Raw genomic sequence first — 17,346 nt, 5'->3', positions numbered from 1 at the left:
TTTCTAAATAGTTTAAATACCCATTCGGAAATCTTTTACGCTGGTTTCGGAGAATTGAAATTCGGAGAAAATAGATTTATTTCCTTTGCCAGCGGGCGATTGTGTGCCAATGCCAATTTTCAGATTTTCGCCATATTCATTTTTGAAAACCCTCACCAATTGCCAAGTTTTGGCATCAAGTGAATAGTAAAAACCTACGACTTTGGTATCGGATGAAATCTTTAAGTAAACCGATTTTGCAGGAATAGCGTCGTGGTTATTATCATCCGAAAACGCTTTTGTTTTTACGGTTACGATTCTTCCAGTCATTCGTTCATCTACTTCAAAAGCCAATTTAAGCCATTCTGAATCGTTTACATACAAAAAGGCCATTCCTGCATCATATTTTACAAGGTGCGTTGGTTTTACTTTGATAGAAAACGTAAACGGCTTTGAATTGTCAACAGGCATCAAAAGCAGCGGAGCATTTGCTATATTATAAGGTGGTTTCCCAGGTTCGATAAAAAAATCGGTCTCCGCACTCGAAACCATTTCTAGGCTATCGCTGCCAAATAATTTACTATTTTCTTGGGCATTGTTAAGGCTTTCGGAAAACATCCAAGCTATTTTTGTGGGCGAATTGCTGTCTTTTTTCTCTTGACTACACCCCAAAAAAAGGATAAAAAATATGATTAAATATCTCATAATTTATATCTCTTCCGTCAACGCCATGCCTGTTTTACCCATAAGCATTCCCATGTTTGCCCCTTCGGGCAAAGGTTGGTCGTTGTATTCGAGCAACTCCCAAGCGCCGAGCGTCTCCGAAACATCTACCACCATTTTACAGCGGTTGTAGCGGCGGGTCATGTATTGTTCAAAGGCTTCTTCTACCGAGCCTTCCTTTTGCAATTCTTCAATCAAAACAACGGCGTCTTCGATGGCTAACGCCGCCCCCGAGCCCAACTGCGGAATGGTTGTGTGCGCAGCATCTCCCAAAACCACAACTCGGTTTTTGTACCAAGGAGCAGGCATTTTGAGGGTTTCAAGCGTGCGATAATTGACCAATTTAGCATCCGTAACTTGTGGAATAAGTTCCTGCACGATTGGAATCGGATAAGCCGACATGTAGCTTTTCAACCTTTCTACCAATTGGTCTTCAGGAATACTCGGATTATCTCCTTCCGCCGAATTAAGGAAAATATAACACAACTCAGCAGTCATCGGAATGACTCCCAGCTTGTGTTTTTTATTAAAGAAAATATAGCCCGTATCCAAACTCGCGGGTCGTTTGAAAGCATATCTCCAAACGGACAGCCCTACGTAAGTAGATTTGAACTCACCAAAAATGAGCTTACGTACTTTAGAGTTGACTCCATCGGCGGCAATGACAATATCGTAGCTTCCTGAAGTACCATCTGAGAAAGCAACATTGGCTATATCAGGCTGATTATCAATTGAGTCAACGGTTACTCCCATTCGGTATTTCAACCCCACTTTCTGGGCTTCTTCAAAAAGTACATCGTGCAAGATTTTACGAGAAATACCATTATGGCTCGGAAAACGACCAATCGGTGGCGTTCCTGCTTCGCCAATCTGAACGCCAAACGGCGAGTTGCCGTGAGGCAAACAAAGTTTCACTTTACCATAAGGTGAGCCTCTCCGCATGGCCTCGTCGGCTACTCCGATAGCATCTAACGCCCGAAGTGCATTAGCTTGCTGAATAATACCGACGCCATAAACGTTAAATTCTTTATGGATTTCGACGACATCCACGTCAAAACCTGCCTTTTTAAGACCGATAGCCACTGACTGCCCTCCAATGCCAGCTCCGACCACCAATATTTTTTTAACCATGATATTTTAACTTACGGTTTAGGATTGATCCGATTGACGACTAATTACTGTTGAAAATCCTACAAATGAGTTTTACTAATCACTCATCGTTTATCACTAATTTTCGATGATTGCTACCGCCCTGGTCCAACCAGCACTTGCTTTTTCGATTTTGGCAGGGAAACAAGCTACTTTGAAGCCAAACGGCGGCAATTGGTCAAGATTTGCCAGTTTTTCGATTTGACAGTATTCTTTTTCGATACCTACATAGTGCGCTTGCCAGATAATGCCTGGGCGAGGATTTTCTCTGAAATCTGCTGCTTGAATATGCAACGGAATATCCCAACCCCAGCCGTCAGTCCCCATCACTTTAATGCCCTGGTCAATAAGCCAATGCGTGGCTTTTGCCGATGCTCCTACGTGAATTTTTACGAAATCATCATCATGAATACGTTTGTCGGCATCGCAACGAATTAGCACAATATCCAATGGTTTCAACTTATAGCCAATAGCATCCAATTTTTCCTGTAAATCCTCTGGCTCAAACATATAGCCATCGGGTTTATCGGTAAAATCAAGCACAACGCCATCTTGAAAAAACCATTCTAACGGCATTTCATCAATCGTACGGGCTGGTTTCCCCTCAGAAGTCGGAAAATAATGGTAAGGTGCATCGACGTGTGTACCACAATGACTCGTTACGGTCAAGAATTCACCCGCAGGGCCGTTACCATCAATAAACACATCGGTCAAGCCTTCAAAGAGTTTTCCACCCATTTTTTTTGCCCCTTCTTTATGGTCTTCATAGACGATTTTGGTAGGAAGTGGCTCTTTTATCTTTTCTGAAATAGTTACTGAAAGGTCTATGATTTTCATTTTGTAATAATTTATTTTAATAATCGACCGCCATCAACGGTCAGAATTGTACCCGTAGTAAACGTCAGCGAAGTCGCCAAAGCAAACACAGCCTGAGCAACATCTAGCCCCGTTGCAAAACGCCCCATGGGCGTGTTATCTCGTTGGTTTTGCAGGAATTGTTGGTCAAAATTTTTGGTATATTCTCCTTCCACAAATCCTGGCGACACCGACACTACCCTAATTTTAGGAGCCAGCACTCGCGCCAACGAACGCGTCATGGAATCAATCGCTGCTTTGGAAGCACAGTACGCTACATTGCTTCCGATGCCATAAATTCCAGCGATGGAGGAGATGTTGACGATCAGCCCCCCAACCCCCAATGGGGGGGAAGTTAATACTCCCCCATTGGGGGTTGGGGGGCTTAATAGCTCTTTCATCGCTCTGCACATAGCAAAACTCCCTCGGAAATTTGTCTGCATGATTTTATCAATCCATTCGTCGGTTAAACCTTCCAAATCATCGTGCGGGACGGGCGTTGTAATGCCTGCGTTGTTGACCAAAACATCTAATTTCCCATACTTTTCGGCCACAAATGCCTTCAACTCCTCTACTTTTTGAGCATCGGTGGTTGGGGCGTGGAAAATACTATGAAGCCCCCTAACCCCCGATGGGGGAATTATCTGGTTCAGTTCTTCCAATAATTTCTCAGCTTTGGCAGAATTGCTATTGTACGTGGCAATGACTGAATAGCCATTTTCGGCAAACTTTTTACAAATGGCCGACCCAATTTCTCCTGCTCCACCTGTTACAAGAACCAGCCCCCTACCCCCCAATGGGGGAATTATGTTAGAAACATGTTTAACCTTCTTCATTTATGAAATGTGTTATGGCGTCTCTTTTTTTGTTCCCCCATTGGGGGCTAGGGGGCTGTATTTCCTCACGCGCAAATCTGCCTGTTCTTTATGCCCCCAGAAGTTTTCGATGGCGCAAAGTCGGGAGCAATATTCCCCAATCAATGCACTGGCTTCTGGAGTACGGACCTCTTGGTAGGTACAAGTTTTGAGGAACTTGCCTACCCAGAGTCCGCCTGTGTAACGAGCTGCTTCTTTGGTAGGTAATGTATGATTGGTGCCAATGACTTTATCGCCATAGGCAACGTTGGTTTTATCGCCTAAAAACAAACCACCGTAGTTGGTCATTTTTTCCAAGAAATACCGTGGGTTTTCGGTCATTACTTGCACGTGTTCACTAGCAATGCGGTCGGCTTCGGCCACCAGTTCATCCACGGTGTCACACAAAATGACTTGTCCGTAATCTCGCCACGAAACACTGGCAATATCGGCCGTCGGAAGCACTGCCAATTGCCGTTGAATTTCGGTTTCAATGCCTTCGGCGATGGTTTTGCTGGTGGTTAACAACACCGCAGGCGACGTAGGCCCGTGTTCTGCTTGGCCGAGCAAATCGGTAGCGCAAGTTTCGACATCGGTGGTGTCATCGGCAATAACGAGTGTTTCGGTTGGCCCCGCAAAAAGGTCAATTCCGACTTTTCCAAACAACTGCCGTTTGGCTTCGGCCACGTAAGCATTTCCTGGGCCTACGAGCATATCGACGGGTTTTACGGTTTCGGTTCCCAGCGCCATCATGGCAATGGCCTGAACACCCCCAAGGAGGTAAATTTCGTCAGCACCTGCCATATACATCGCTGCAACGGTAGCCGCAGGGATTTCACCTTTGATGGGTGGGGTACACGCAATCACGCGCTGTACTCCCGCTACTTTGGCCGTCAGTACGCTCATGTGCGCTGAGGCTACCATCGGATAACGCCCCCCAGGAACGTAGCAGCCTACTGAATTAACTGGAATATTTTTGTGTCCCAAAATCACCCCAGGAAGGGTTTCGACCTCCACATCACGAATAGATTCTCGTTGGATTTGGGCGAAATTTCGGATTTGGGTTTGTGCAAATTTGATATCTTCAATCACTTGCTCTGGCAATGATGCGACGATTTTCTTTATCGTTTCGTCCGAAAGTCGGAAACTTTCGGGCGACCAATGATCAAGCTTTGCCGAGTACTCACGCACGGCCTTGTCGCCATTTTGTGCCACATTTTCGAGCATTTCCTCTACCAAAGCACGCACTTTACGATCTGCTTCTTTACTTTCGGCATAGGTAATTCCTTTTTTTATTTGTTGTATCATAAGCCCCCTACCCCCCAATGGGGGAAATAAACCCCCCTAAATCCCTAATAAGAACTTAAAAGCATTAGTTTAAAATCATTTTATTCGCCCTCTAACGAGTTCCCCCTTCGGGGGTTAGGGGGCTATTCTTTAATCTTCTTCTCAATCCAATCGTACATATTAAAAGTCTTGGTAAAATCATCAACTGAGCAGTGAGCAGAGCCACTTTCGTCTTTAGGCACGATTTCCATCACGTGTTCGCAAGTCAAGGCGTCGTTTACTTTGTAGGCATTTTCTACAAAATTTTGGCGGTCGTCTTCACCGTGGAGAATGTAAGTCGGGCATTGAATTTTTTCAGCAACACCTTCTAAAGTGAAGTTTTTGAGACGCTCGCGGGCGTCGGCCATATTGTCCGCTCCTACGATATGCTGTACGATTTCGGCCAATGGGTGATTATCTGGGCGGTTTTTCCAGATGTCATAGTACGACCACACGGCCCCGAAAATCATACACACCTTAAAACGAGGTTCAAAAGCTGCACAGCGCGCCGCCATGTAGCCGCCCATCGAAACCGCTCCAACCCCTACCCGAGCGGTATCGACATGCTCGCCGAGGTTTTCAATAATATAGTCCAACACTGCCGTTCCAGCCACATTGTAATCGTAGCGAGTATGGATGTGATTTAAACGCAGCGATGCCCCTTGTCCAGGCCCATCGACGGCCATCATAGCGATTCCGCGTTCATTAAGGTGTTGGGCAATTCCGAAGTAAAGCTCTTCGGCCAAACTGTCCAACCCACCAAACATGACCACTACTGGCGGATGGCCCCCTGCCCCCCGATGGGGGAAATTATTTGGAAGAAAAAGATAGGCAGGAAGGGTTGAGCCTTCAAACGGAATATCAACCGTAATTGGTCGTTCATCAAACAAATCAATGGCTTTGATAAACGCATCACGGCATTTGAGGTAATAAGGTATTTTGCGTTCGTCGTGCAAAGTCATAAAAAACTCTGCCGTACGTAAGTAATTGAACGCCCGCAAGTAGGTACGTCGCGCCGACACACGCTGATTGGCCTGTGCATAGGCTTCTGCTTTGTCATAGACTTTATCGCCCATTTTCACCCAAGCACGGTTAAAACTCTCGCGGTCGAGCGGGTCGATTTCACTTGCTACTTCTAAAATTTCCGCAAATTCCCCGCCCCCGTAATGGGCTTGGGTTAATGCACGATTGACTTGATATGAGGGCATATATTGCCCTGGAAAATAATGCCACATAGCCCCTAAATCCCCAATGGGGACTTTTAAAATGTTAAAAATTATTTTGAATACCCTTTTCCCCCATTGGGGGTTAGGGGGCTAAACGTCCACTGGTTTAACTTGTCCGTCGGTAAGGCCGAGTTTTTTCCCTTTGGCCATTTCGGCAAATGGATTCACGCTTCCCCACGCATCGTTCGGGTTATCTTTTAGGTAATGAACATCCTGATGGTCAGGCGCAAACACAAGACGTGCGCAGGCATAGTATTCAAACAAAACGCCGCTGCCTGGGTCTTGGATGTAAATAAAGAAGCCTTCGTCAGCTTTGTGGCGAGTGGGTGCTCCCATCACACTCTTGAAGCCTTTTTCGATGAAATAATCTAACGCTAAAAGTACCTCTTCACGGCTGTCCACATTCCAACAAATGTGATTCAAAACGCCTTCATTTTCGCCAATGTTAGGGTCAGTGAAGACGGCAATATCATGCGACAGGTTTCCGATAGTCCACAATCCACCGACAGGTGGTATTTCGTCCGCAATTCGTATTTCGTCAGGGTTTTTGAGTCCAAATGTTTGCCAAAATGCTTTCTCTGCGGCGTATTTCCCTTTGGCTACCATGTAGGTTACGTGGTCAAAGCGACGGGGATTAGCTCCTTTCAAGCGATTGCTTGCATAACGGTCGGCATAGACACTACCACGTTCGCCCGTTTCGCGAAGCCACACTACGTCCCAAAATACCTCGTGTATGTGACCATCGGGCGACTGAAAACGATACGCTTTCCCGTGGCCTAAATCTCCTTCGACCCAGCCTCTGCCCGCACCTAGACTTTCCAAATGCGCTACACATTCTTCGAGGGCTTCGGCACTATCAGCACGCCAGCCGATGTGTCCCAGTCCTGATTTATCACTTTGGGTGAGTTTTAATGTATGATGAAAATAATCACCCCAAGCACGGAGGTAAACTGAATTTTCTTCACGCCCTGTTTCGTCCATGCCAACGACATCTCGGAAGAAATAGACTGACTTTTCAAGGTCTGTTGTTAGCACCTCTATGTGGGCCATTTGCGAAAGGAAATGCGGATTCTTTGCCACTAACGTATGTTTTTAAAGTTGAATATCGCTTAAAATAGTTCAATTTTTCAATGCAAAGTTTCAACATTTTACGCAACAGTGGTTAATCTAAAAGACGCAACTATTCTACAAAATCAATCCATTTTTAAAATTTATCTTCTAATACTTCTAATTTTATATCAATTTTTATGCCTTTACATAAAAAAAGGAGGTTTTGAGAAACCTCCTACACGTTTATCTTCTAATACTTCTAATTTTATATCAATTTTTATGCCTTTACACAAAAAAGGAGGTTTTGAGAAACCTCCTGCACGTTAGGTACAAATGTTACGCCTCTGCAGAGGCTTATTTAAGGAGGTTTTGAGAAACCTCCTGCACATTAATTTATTTCAGCGCTTTGGCAATTGCTGCTTCGGCCAGGGGTGCCATTATTTGGTACCCTTTCAGCGTTGGGTGAACGCCGTCTTCGGCAATATCGGGCGCCATGCCGTTACGACTATCTTTCATAGCACTGTGGTAATCGAGGTAAACAACTCCTTGTGACTGAGCGTACTGCTTGAGACGTTCGTTGAAGCGAATGATTTTGTTGGGCACATCGCTGATGTCTTTTCGCCAAGGAAACTCATAAGCAGGATGTACCGATGCCAAAACAACTTTGATGCCGTTGGCTTTGGCAATTTCAACCATCGACGCAATGTTCCCTAACGTAAAATCGGGGTTATATGGCCCTGTGTTTTCGGCAATATCATTGATGCCAATATTGATAACCACCACTTTAGGCTTCAAGTCCACCACATCAGGGCGAAAACGCAGCAAAGCTTGGGGCGAAGTTTGTCCGCTAATACCACGACCGATGTAATTTCCGTTGGCGAAAAAATCGGGTTGAGCTCTAACCCAGCCTTCAGTAATGGAATTTCCCAAAAATACGATGCGATTTTCACCCTCTTTGGGAGCGGGCAGCTTTTTATTGGCCTCACTGTAGCGACTGAAATTAGCCCAATCGTTGCGTTCAAAATTCGCAATTTGCGCTTCCGAATATTTCAATTCCAATGCAGACGGGCGTAGTTTTTTTAATAAACCCTGCAATTTCATCCATTCTCCAAAACGTTCGTACCACGTATCGGTCGGTATTTTTTGTTTATTCATGCCAAAACCGTGTCCTCCTTTTTGATACATGTGTAATTCTGCAATTTTTTTCGCGCCAATCCAAGCATCGTACAATGCCGTTGCGTGCGGAGCAAAGCCCAATTGGTCGTCGGAAGCGGCACAAATCCACGCAGGCGGTGCATCGGCTGGGACTTTAAGCGGGCCAAAAATATCGGTTTTGGGGTAAATGGGAGCAATAAAATCGGGGCGATTGGCTGCCGAATAACTTAGTCCTACCCCTAACGTTAAAGCTCCTCCTGCCGAAAAACCCATGATTCCGATTTGGTTGGGCAAAATATCAAGCTCTTTGGCATGACTCCGTACATACTCAATCGCTTTTTTTCCGTCGGCCACAGCCATCTCTACCACGGGAGCATTGATTTCATCGAGTTTCTTAAAATCCTGCATTTTGGGCATTAACTCCGCCACAGGATTATCAGTCAGGCTTCGTACCAAACGGTATTTCAACACAAACGCAGCAATACCCTTAGAATTTAGCCATTTTGCTACATCAATGCCTTCGTTATCAATGGATAAAATATGAAATGCTCCCCCTGGTGCTACAATGACAGCCGTTCCTGTTGCTAATTCAGGCTTGGGTAAATAGACCGTTAAGGTAGGTTGTACGACGTTATAAATCACGCGAGTTTTGAAGGCGTTGTTGGAATATTCTTGCTCCGACCACGTCCAGTTTTCGGAACCTGGAGCTTTTCCTTCGTACAAAGGGATGACTTGTTGCGCTTGGTTTTCGAGGCTTACTCCCAAAAGTAAAGCCGCAACGATTATGAACGCTTTTTTCATTTTGTATCAATTTAACACGTTTTTTTTGTACAAAGCTTATACAAATAATTGAAAATTGATAGTCAAAAAACGAAGAATTATTGGCTAAATCAATCCATTTTACGGTATTCACTGGGAGTAAAGCCCGTTTTCTGCTTAAAAAATCGTCCAAAATCACTGAGTTCGCTTTTGCCTATACGAAGCGCCACGTCAGCAATGGGCAGCGTTGTTTGTTTTAGAAGCACTTTGGCCTCCAATAAAAGCATATCGTCCAACAGTTCATGGGCTGATTTGCCCGTCGTTGCCTTGACACATTTATTGAGGTGATTGGGCGTCACGGCTAAGATTTCGGCAAAATCTGTGATTTTTTGCTTTTGGTAAATAAATTGCTCCAGCGCACTTTTATAACGCTCGGTTATTTGCGACGCAGCGTTGATTTTCACCCTTTTATCAGCCACGACAAACGGTTTAATTTCGGTCATCAACGCCAACAAATACAATTGTGCAAGTCGAAAATCAGGTTTTTCGGGCTTTTGGTACTCTTTTTCGAGGCGTTGGAGCAAAAAAAGGATGGTTTCTCTGGTTGTTTCATCAACCGACACCAACGGATTCCCAATAAATTGAAGAAAAGAGAAATCCTGCAAAATCTCTTTGTGGTGGATATTTTTGGTCAATAAATCAAGGTCGAAGTGGCAATAGAACCCTCGTGCGTCAGCACTCATCGACTTATGACTGGTGATTTGGTAAGCGGGTAAAAAGAAAAAAGTATTGGCCGAAAACGAGAAGCTATCGAGTCCCTTGCTCCGTACACTTTCACCTTGGGTCAAAAACACAAAATCATACACTACTTTTCGATGCGGCGGCAAAGGAAACCGCATCATGTCTTTGTAGTCTTCAAGTCGATTGATGTGAAAATAGTGATGCGTTGGCGCAAACAACGACTGCCACGCCAAATCTTCTTCAAAATGGAGCTGCCCCATTTCAAAGGGGTTTAGAATAGGAACTGCATCGGTTTTCAAAATGAGTATCGCTTCAATAAAACCTTTCCAAGGTTTGAGATTCTATATCTATAAACTTCTTTCAATCCCCAATTCCAACCCACGAAGCTCTGCCAGCCCACGGAGGCGACCGATAGCCGTGTAGCCTGGGTTTGTTTTTTTATTGGGGTTCAAATCGTCCAACATTCGGTGTCCGTGGTCAGGACGGAAAGGCAAACGGTAATCGGGACGGTTTTCGGCAATACGACGTCGTTGTTCGGTCACCAGAGCCTTCATTACACCGTACATATCCACGTCACCTGTTAGGTGATCCGCCTCATAAAAATTACCTTCGGCATCGCGCGTTGTAGCCCGCAAATGCACAAAATTGATGCGATTTCCCATGCGTTCGACCATGCCTACGAGGTCGTTGTCGGCCCGTACGCCATAGCTTCCCGTGCAAAAACAAAGACCGTTATGCTTGCTTTCGTACGCTTTCAACAGTTGCTGAGCATCGGTTTCGGTACTTACCACGCGCGGAAGTCCCAAAATCGGATACGGGGGGTCGTCGGGGTGAATGGCCAACAATACGCCTGCGTTCTCAGCTACGGGAGTAATTTCTTTCAAAAAGTTGTATAAATTAGTACGAAGTGCCGTATCGTCCACGTTGTCGTACGATTTCAACACTTCTGCAAACTCCTCTACCGTAAAACTTTCTTCACTTCCTGGCAAACCTGCAATGATGTTTCGGATTAGTTTTTGAACCGATGCTTCTGAAGCATTATCAATCCAGCTTTTTGCTTTCTGTAATTGGGCTTCCGAATAGCTTTTTTCGGCATTGGGGCGTTTCAAAATATAGGTTTCAAACGCACAAAATTCCGTCATATCAAACCGCAAAGCTGTTGAGCCGTCGGGTAAACGATAATCCAAGTCAGTGCGTGTCCAGTCCAAGACGGGCATAAAATTATAACAAACGGTATCTATCCCGCAAGCCGCCAAATTAGACAAGCTTTCTTTGTAGTTTTCGATGTATTGTTTGTAGTTCCCCGTTGCTTTTTTGATGTCTTCGTGAACGGGTACACTTTCTACCACTGACCACGTAAGACCCACGGCCTCAATTTCTGCTTTACGTTTTTCGATTTCTGCGATGGTCCACACTTGGCCATTCGGAATGTGGTGCAAAGCCGATACTACACCCGTTGCGCCTGCTTGGCGTACATCCCAAAGACTCACGGGGTCGTTGGGGCCGTACCAGCGCCATGTTTGTTCTAATGCCATAAATAATGAGTACGATTTATTTCTTATAATTTAATCCAGCTCCAAAGTTAAACAAAGCGTAGCCTGCGTTTTCCTTACTGCCAGGAACGTCAGATTTGTTCTCCGCTACCGCTTTTTCTGAGACAGGAATCGCAAATGGCATCTTGCCCGTTGGGTTAAATTTCCCCGCTACAATATCCAACAAAGCCTCAGGAGTTGTGCCAAAAGTAGCTAAAAGTGTTTTAGTATTTCCCTCAATTTCCTCAATTACCCACGGATTGGTATAATTGACAACCACCACAGTGGGTTTGCTTTTGAGCAACTCATTGACGTGTGCTACATCAATTTTATTTTTAGATAAGCTTAATTCAATAGGTTTACCGCTGGAACTAAACAACCCTCCCGTCGTGGGAAACAACCAAAGCAAAACCATGTCGGCTTCTTCTTTGGTCGAAACAAACTCAAATTGAGGGTACTGAGCTGTGGGCTTAATCACCTTAATCGGCGATTCTGCTCCTTGAGCCCCTCGACCACCAGCCTCTCTATACACTTCAAAATAAACCTTTGTTTTTTTAGTGACTGGCAATAGTGCTTCGTTGTTTCGCAACAACACAATGGACTTACGGTGAGCTATATCCGCTTTTTGCTGAAATTCGGCCTTCCCAACTATTTTCTCTGCTTTTTCTACATCCACGTAGGGATTTTCAAAGAGACCTAATTCAAATTTTTCTTTTAGGAGTCGCCCCACCGACTCGTTAATACGGCTTTCGGTGACCAATCCTTTTTTAACGGTTTCGAGTAACACTGTCGGGTCAGCCGTTCCCGAAAAAATATCTACGCCCGCATTTAATGCCTTTTGATAACGTTGCTCAAGGGTCAACGACTCCACTCCCCACGGCATCATGTCGATAGGCCCTGTATCAGAGTTGATAATTCCTTTAAAACCCAATTTTTTGCGTAATAAGTCGTCGATAATAGCTTTATTATACGAAAAACCAACCTCTTCAAACTCTTTCCCTTTCGGAGCTGAGTAGTAGGGCATAATCGACGAGGTTCCTGCCTCAATAGCCGCTTTGAATGGTTTTAAATGATAATCAAACATCCCTCCTGGGTAGTGGGCAAACTTTCCCCAATCGAAATGAGAATCTTGTCCACCTTCTTGCGGGCCCCCTCCTGGAAAGTGCTTGGTCGTCATCGCTACGGAAGTATTGCCGAGTTTTGTTCCTTGAAAGCCCAGCACAATTTCGCGAATCATCGCCGCAGAAAGGTCCGCATCTTCTCCAAACGTTCCTTCCGTACGGTTCCAACGTGGCTCGGTTGCCAAATCGGCCATGTACATATAGCCTTTGCGCAAGCCAACGGCGGCCCACTCTTGGGCGGCAATTTGGGCAAACTCACGGGTAAGTTTTAAGTCCCGCATGGCAGCCAACCCCAATTCACCTGGCCACTTAGAAAAAGCAGTTGTGCCAACGCTCAGCCCTACCGCTGCATCTGAAGTAACGTGGTTGCGCGGGTTGGAAGCCACCACCGCAGGGATACCGAGCCGCGTATTTTCACACAACGCTTGCAGGTTGTTCGACCATTCGGCCATGTTTTTCACGTTGGTATTAGCCCGTAAAATAAAATGGCGAAGATGTCGCTGCGTTACTCCCTTCGTGGTCCCCGAAGCAGAAAGCATCGGCACGGCCAAGGGCTTGCGTGTGAACATGTTATTGGCTTGTACCAAATCTTCTTCGTTGAAGCCACTTGTGATTTCGGCCCTTGCTCCTCCTACAGAAACCAGTGCCATGTCGCCAGCCATCCGCGTCGTGCTGATGAGCATAAAGCCCACTTTTTCTTCCAACGTCATTTGCGACAAAACATCTTTTGCCCGTTCTTCGGCAGACAAACGCCAGTCTTCGTATTTGTCAAGCTTACCGTTTTTGTTTAAGTCTTTAAACTCTAAACCGTTCACTTTTAATACCTTGACCGAACGGTGACTTAGCTGAGGTTGTTTTTGGGCGTTGGCTACGCCTACGATGGATAAGAATAACAGTAATTTTTTCATCGGGAAGGTTTGGTTAGTTATGGTTTACCACATAGTTCACATTAGTATTTACACATAGGTTTTCTATGTTTTCTGATGTGCTTCTTACCTAGTGTGTCCTATGTGGTAAAAGTATTACTTCAATTCGCGGATTTTCAAGTTACGGAACGACACGTTATCGCCATGATCCTGAAGAAGAATATGGCCTTTATCACCTGCGCCAAACTCCTTATATTTCGAGTATTTTGAACGTGCAACAAGTGCATCGTAAATATTGCTTTTTCGCTCGTATTCAATCACTTTGAAGCCATTGAGCCAGTGTTGAACGATGTTATTTGGATACACCACAATGCGGCCTTGGTTCCACTCACCAATTTTTTTCTGGAAGCGTTTGTCCAATTTGTACGATGGAATCAAGTCGTAGAGACTCGCCAAGGTACGGTTTCCAGCAGCGCCCATTTTAGCATCGGGGTGTTTTTCATCGTCCAACACTTGAAACTCCAAGCCAATACCCGACTTACCTCCCGAATCAAAGGCTTCATTTACAAAATACTTCACGCCTGAGTTAGCCCCTTCGGTCAGTTTAAACTCAAACTTCATTTCAAACGCGCCGTATTGGTCAGTCGTAACGATGTCATTGCCCGTTTCAGACCCATCCGAAGGGCTTACGTTCATCGTGCCATCCACCACATTCCAGTGCTTACCCGACATTTTGTCGCTGTGTACAGCTCTCCAACCTGTAAAGTCCTTGCCATTAAACAACAACTTAAAACCTTGCGATTTTTCCTGCTCCGACAAGCTATTAATCGTCCAGTTTTCAACGGGGCAATTGTCAACGGGGCTTGCTTTGAGGTTTTCTGTCTGAATTTTAATGTTTTTCCAACGAATCTGCGTTCCTTCTTTTTGGTCTTTTCCGATGGCATGTACCTGAAGCGCAATAAAGCCCTGGGGTGTCATGTCATCAATCAAATGTGCCGTTGGAATACCATTTATCCACGTACGAATCACGCTTCCGATGGCCTCAATGCGGTAATGATTCCACTGGTCGCGGCGGAAGGCTTTTTTACCTTCTGGGTTAAAATTTAGGTTATACAACCAACCACGGCGTGCTTCGTCATACACCCCACCCGACCAAGCGCGGTCTGACGGGTCGATTTCGATTTGGTAACCGTGAACACGGCCATTTTGGTAATCAGGCTTTGACAAACTACGAATCTGAATACCTGAGTTCATTGAATTATCGACTTTAAGGTCTAATTCTAAAATAAAATCACCGTATTCTTTTTCGGTAGCCATGAAAGAGTTGGGGGTATTGGCAACGGTTGTTCCCACAATTTCACCATTTTCAATGGTATATTTTGCTTGGCCGTTGAGTTGCTTCCAACCTTTGAATGATTTTCCATCAAATAAAGGTGTCCATTTTTCTTTTTGGGCAAAGACAGAACCCGATACCCAAAGTAAGGTGAAAAGAATAGCTAGTTGCTTTTTCATTCGTACAATTTTTAGTAAATAAAATGGTATTATATTTAGATTTTGTATCTCTTAAATAAGAGCGACAGGGCATTTTTCTTCCATGATGTTAGAATTTAATGCCCGCTTATGAAAGAAGTAAGATTCATTTATTTACGCAAACGTTTTCGGGAACGGTTGCACTACCCAGCTTTCTTCAATATAAAATTGGAAAATAAGCGCCTACTGTTATATTTATGTTTCTTATTTAAAGACCATACTTTGAGAATTAAATAGGACTTTTTTAGGTTTGCACTCCCATGAGAAAAGTCACGATAAAAGACATTGCCAAACAACTGAACCTCTCGACCTCGACCGTATCGAGGGCACTGCGAGATAGTCACGAAATTGGTATCGAAACCAAACGCAAGGTTCTTGAACTTGCCGAACAGCTAGACTATACCCCCGACCCCGTTGCCCTAAGCTTATTAAACAGCCACAGTAACGACATCGGGGTGATTGTGCCTGATATTTCTAATCCGTTTTTTGCGATTGTGATTGCAGGAATCGAAGACGTCGCTTTTGCCGAAGGATACCATGTCGTGATTTACCAAAGCCACGACGACTACGAACGCGAAGTATTAAACGTAAAACACATTTACAATCGGCGAAAAGACGGCTTTCTAGTCGCCGTTGCGACCAATACCACTGATTTCTCGCACTTCAAAAACTTGCACGATAAAGGCTTCCCGATTGTATTTTTTGACCGCATTTACGAAGAAATAGACACCCATAAAGTCGCCGTCGATGACTATGAAGGAGCCTATAATGCCACCAAACACCTGATAGACCAAGGGTGTCAGCGAATTGTTCACATCTCAGGGCCACCACATTTGTTAATCAGCAAAAGGCGTCTTCAAGGGTACAAAACTGCCTTGCTCGACCACGGGTTGCCGTATCATGAAGAATATGTGTGGTCCACCCATTTTGACTCACAGCAGTCGATTGAAGTAGCGCGGGAGTTACTCAAAAGCGCCATCAAGCCCGATGGGATCTTTGCCGCCAGCGACAACATTGCCATTGGATGCCACGCGGCCATTACCGAAACGGGTCTGACCATGCCCAAAGACATTGCCTTAATTGGGTTCTCTGATTTGCCCATGGCCGCTATGCTTAACCCGCCGTTGAGTTCGGTGGCACAACCTGCGTTTGAAATGGGTCGTTCGGCCGCAGAACTGCTCATTAAACTTATCAAAAAACCCAACGAAAACACACAGTCAGTAACCAAAACATTAAAAACCAACTTGGTCATTCGAGCTTCGTCTATTCGACAAAACTTGGACAAATAGCATCGCCGACAAATATTTCGTGACTTGGAACTTAATTTGTCGGCGACGATGATTGGATGATTGTTTGATTTACAATAGCGTTTATTGCTATCTAAAATCCTCATTGATTGACGCTAAGATAGCCGAACCTGGACACAAATCTTCTTCGGTGAGGCTATTTAAAGGACGCAAATCAGATTTAATCACTTCGTGCAAATCTTTGCTATTGGGGTCGATATACAACAAACCCGTAAGGATTTCTCCCTCTGTTTTTGCTGCTTGCAAACGACGCATTGCTGCTTGGCGGTCGCGCGGATCCCAGCCATCGGCCAGTTTTTGCAAATGTACCACCGAACCGTCGTGAAGTTCTACATCAACGGTTGTACCCGTTTCGTATGAGACAGTTATCTCGTCTTTTTCAGGCACAAAACCAATTTCAGCCAAGGCTTCGATGTGGTCGCGAACGTAGTCGTACGATTTGGTTGAGCCCGCATTGTTGTTGAACGTAACGCACGGAGACATCACGTCAATCAACGCAAAACCTTTGTGGGAAAGTGCGGCTTTGATGAGTGGCACGAGTTGGGTTTTATCTCCTGAAAAGCTACGTGCTACAAAGGTTGCCCCTAACTCAAGCGCCATGCCAGGCAGGTCAATTCCCTCAAAAGGATTCACCGAACCACTTTTGCTCACCGAACCTTGGTCGGCTGTTGCCGAATCTTGCCCTTTGGTCAGTCCGTAGCAGCCGTTGTTCATCACGATGTAAAGCATGTTCAAATTCCGACGAATGGCGTGAACAAACTGGCCCATCCCGATGGAAGCCGTATCGCCATCGCCCGAGACACCAAGGTAAATCAGGTCGCGGTTGGCCATGTTAGCGCCCGTCGCCACCGAAGGCATCCGACCGTGAACAGAGTTAAAGCCGTGCGAATTGTTCAAGAAATAGTTGGGCGTCTTAGACGAGCAACCAATCCCCGACAACTTGGCCACGCGGTGCGGCTCAATCGCCATTTCATAGCAAGCTTGTACGATGGCACCACTGATAGAATCGTGGCCACAACCTGCACAAAGCGTCGAAATCACCCCTTCGTAGTCGGCTTTGGCGTACCCAATGGTATTTTTGGGCATTTCGGGGTGACGAAATTTTGGTTTTATGTAAGTCATTTTGAATGTCTAATTTCTAGTAACTTCTCGAAAGTTTAGAACTTCTCGAAA

General features: G+C 45.1%; 14 protein-coding genes. 1 reads left to right on the top strand and 13 read right to left on the bottom strand.

What is annotated here, in order from left to right; all coding sequences use genetic code 11:
- Positions 1-12: 12 nt before the first annotated feature.
- From DTQ70_RS06265 to DTQ70_RS06210, 12 genes are all read right to left on the bottom strand, one after another.
- The gene (locus DTQ70_RS06265; RefSeq protein ID WP_122930019.1) at positions 13-684 is read right to left on the bottom strand and encodes a DUF1349 domain-containing protein; all 672 of its coding nucleotides are present in this window, start codon (positions 682-684) and stop codon (positions 13-15) included.
- 3 nt (positions 685-687) lie between these two features.
- Positions 688-1,833 carry an FAD-dependent monooxygenase gene (locus DTQ70_RS06260; protein ID WP_122930018.1) on the bottom strand — a complete coding sequence of 382 codons (1,146 nt, stop codon included), beginning with the start codon at positions 1,831-1,833 and terminating at the stop codon, positions 688-690.
- 96 nt (positions 1,834-1,929) lie between these two features.
- Positions 1,930-2,688: a cyclase family protein gene (locus tag DTQ70_RS06255; protein WP_122930017.1), complete on the bottom strand. Its 759-nt coding sequence runs from the start codon at positions 2,686-2,688 to the stop codon at positions 1,930-1,932.
- An 11-nt stretch (positions 2,689-2,699) separates the two neighbouring features.
- Entirely contained in the window at positions 2,700-3,542 is an 843-nt protein-coding gene (locus DTQ70_RS06250) for an SDR family NAD(P)-dependent oxidoreductase (protein WP_206019642.1), read from the bottom strand.
- 12 nt (positions 3,543-3,554) lie between these two features.
- Positions 3,555-4,868, bottom strand: coding sequence for a histidinol dehydrogenase (gene hisD, locus DTQ70_RS06245; protein ID WP_122930016.1), 1,314 nt, complete (start codon positions 4,866-4,868; stop codon positions 3,555-3,557).
- A gap of 122 nt (positions 4,869-4,990) precedes the next feature.
- Positions 4,991-6,094 (bottom strand): S9 family peptidase, encoded by a 1,104-nt coding sequence (locus tag DTQ70_RS06240; protein ID WP_229600085.1) that lies wholly within the window; start codon positions 6,092-6,094, stop codon positions 4,991-4,993.
- A 108-nt stretch (positions 6,095-6,202) separates the two neighbouring features.
- Positions 6,203-7,192, bottom strand: coding sequence for a VOC family protein (locus DTQ70_RS06235; protein ID WP_122930014.1), 990 nt, complete (start codon positions 7,190-7,192; stop codon positions 6,203-6,205).
- Between the two features lie 363 nt (positions 7,193-7,555).
- Entirely contained in the window at positions 7,556-9,118 is a 1,563-nt protein-coding gene (locus tag DTQ70_RS06230) for a GDSL-type esterase/lipase family protein (protein WP_122930013.1), read from the bottom strand.
- An 89-nt stretch (positions 9,119-9,207) separates the two neighbouring features.
- The gene (locus DTQ70_RS06225; RefSeq protein ID WP_229600084.1) at positions 9,208-10,077 is read right to left on the bottom strand and encodes an AraC family transcriptional regulator; all 870 of its coding nucleotides are present in this window, start codon (positions 10,075-10,077) and stop codon (positions 9,208-9,210) included.
- Between the two features lie 87 nt (positions 10,078-10,164).
- Positions 10,165-11,352 carry a mannonate dehydratase gene (gene uxuA, locus DTQ70_RS06220; RefSeq protein ID WP_122930011.1) on the bottom strand — a complete coding sequence of 396 codons (1,188 nt, stop codon included), beginning with the start codon at positions 11,350-11,352 and terminating at the stop codon, positions 10,165-10,167.
- Between the two features lie 16 nt (positions 11,353-11,368).
- The gene (locus tag DTQ70_RS06215; protein ID WP_122930010.1) at positions 11,369-13,378 is read right to left on the bottom strand and encodes a glycoside hydrolase family 3 N-terminal domain-containing protein; all 2,010 of its coding nucleotides are present in this window, start codon (positions 13,376-13,378) and stop codon (positions 11,369-11,371) included.
- A gap of 114 nt (positions 13,379-13,492) precedes the next feature.
- The gene (locus DTQ70_RS06210) at positions 13,493-14,848 is read right to left on the bottom strand and encodes a DUF1080 domain-containing protein (RefSeq protein ID WP_122930009.1); all 1,356 of its coding nucleotides are present in this window, start codon (positions 14,846-14,848) and stop codon (positions 13,493-13,495) included.
- Positions 14,849-15,126: 278 nt separating this feature from the next.
- On the opposite strand from DTQ70_RS06210, the gene DTQ70_RS06205 reads away from it, so the two are divergent.
- Positions 15,127-16,155 carry a LacI family DNA-binding transcriptional regulator gene (locus DTQ70_RS06205; RefSeq protein WP_122930008.1) on the top strand — a complete coding sequence of 343 codons (1,029 nt, stop codon included), beginning with the start codon at positions 15,127-15,129 and terminating at the stop codon, positions 16,153-16,155.
- A gap of 87 nt (positions 16,156-16,242) precedes the next feature.
- Here the strand turns inward: DTQ70_RS06205 and DTQ70_RS06200 are convergent, their stop codons facing one another.
- Positions 16,243-17,295: a 2-oxoacid:ferredoxin oxidoreductase subunit beta gene (locus DTQ70_RS06200; RefSeq protein WP_122930007.1), complete on the bottom strand. Its 1,053-nt coding sequence runs from the start codon at positions 17,293-17,295 to the stop codon at positions 16,243-16,245.
- Positions 17,296-17,346 lie beyond the last annotated feature (51 nt).

Source organism: Runella sp. SP2, assembly GCF_003711225.1.
Classification (GTDB): Bacteria; Bacteroidota; Bacteroidia; order Cytophagales; family Spirosomataceae; genus Runella.
The sequence above is the reverse complement of the archived record's forward strand: the minus strand, read 5'-3'. Positions and strand labels throughout refer to the sequence as shown.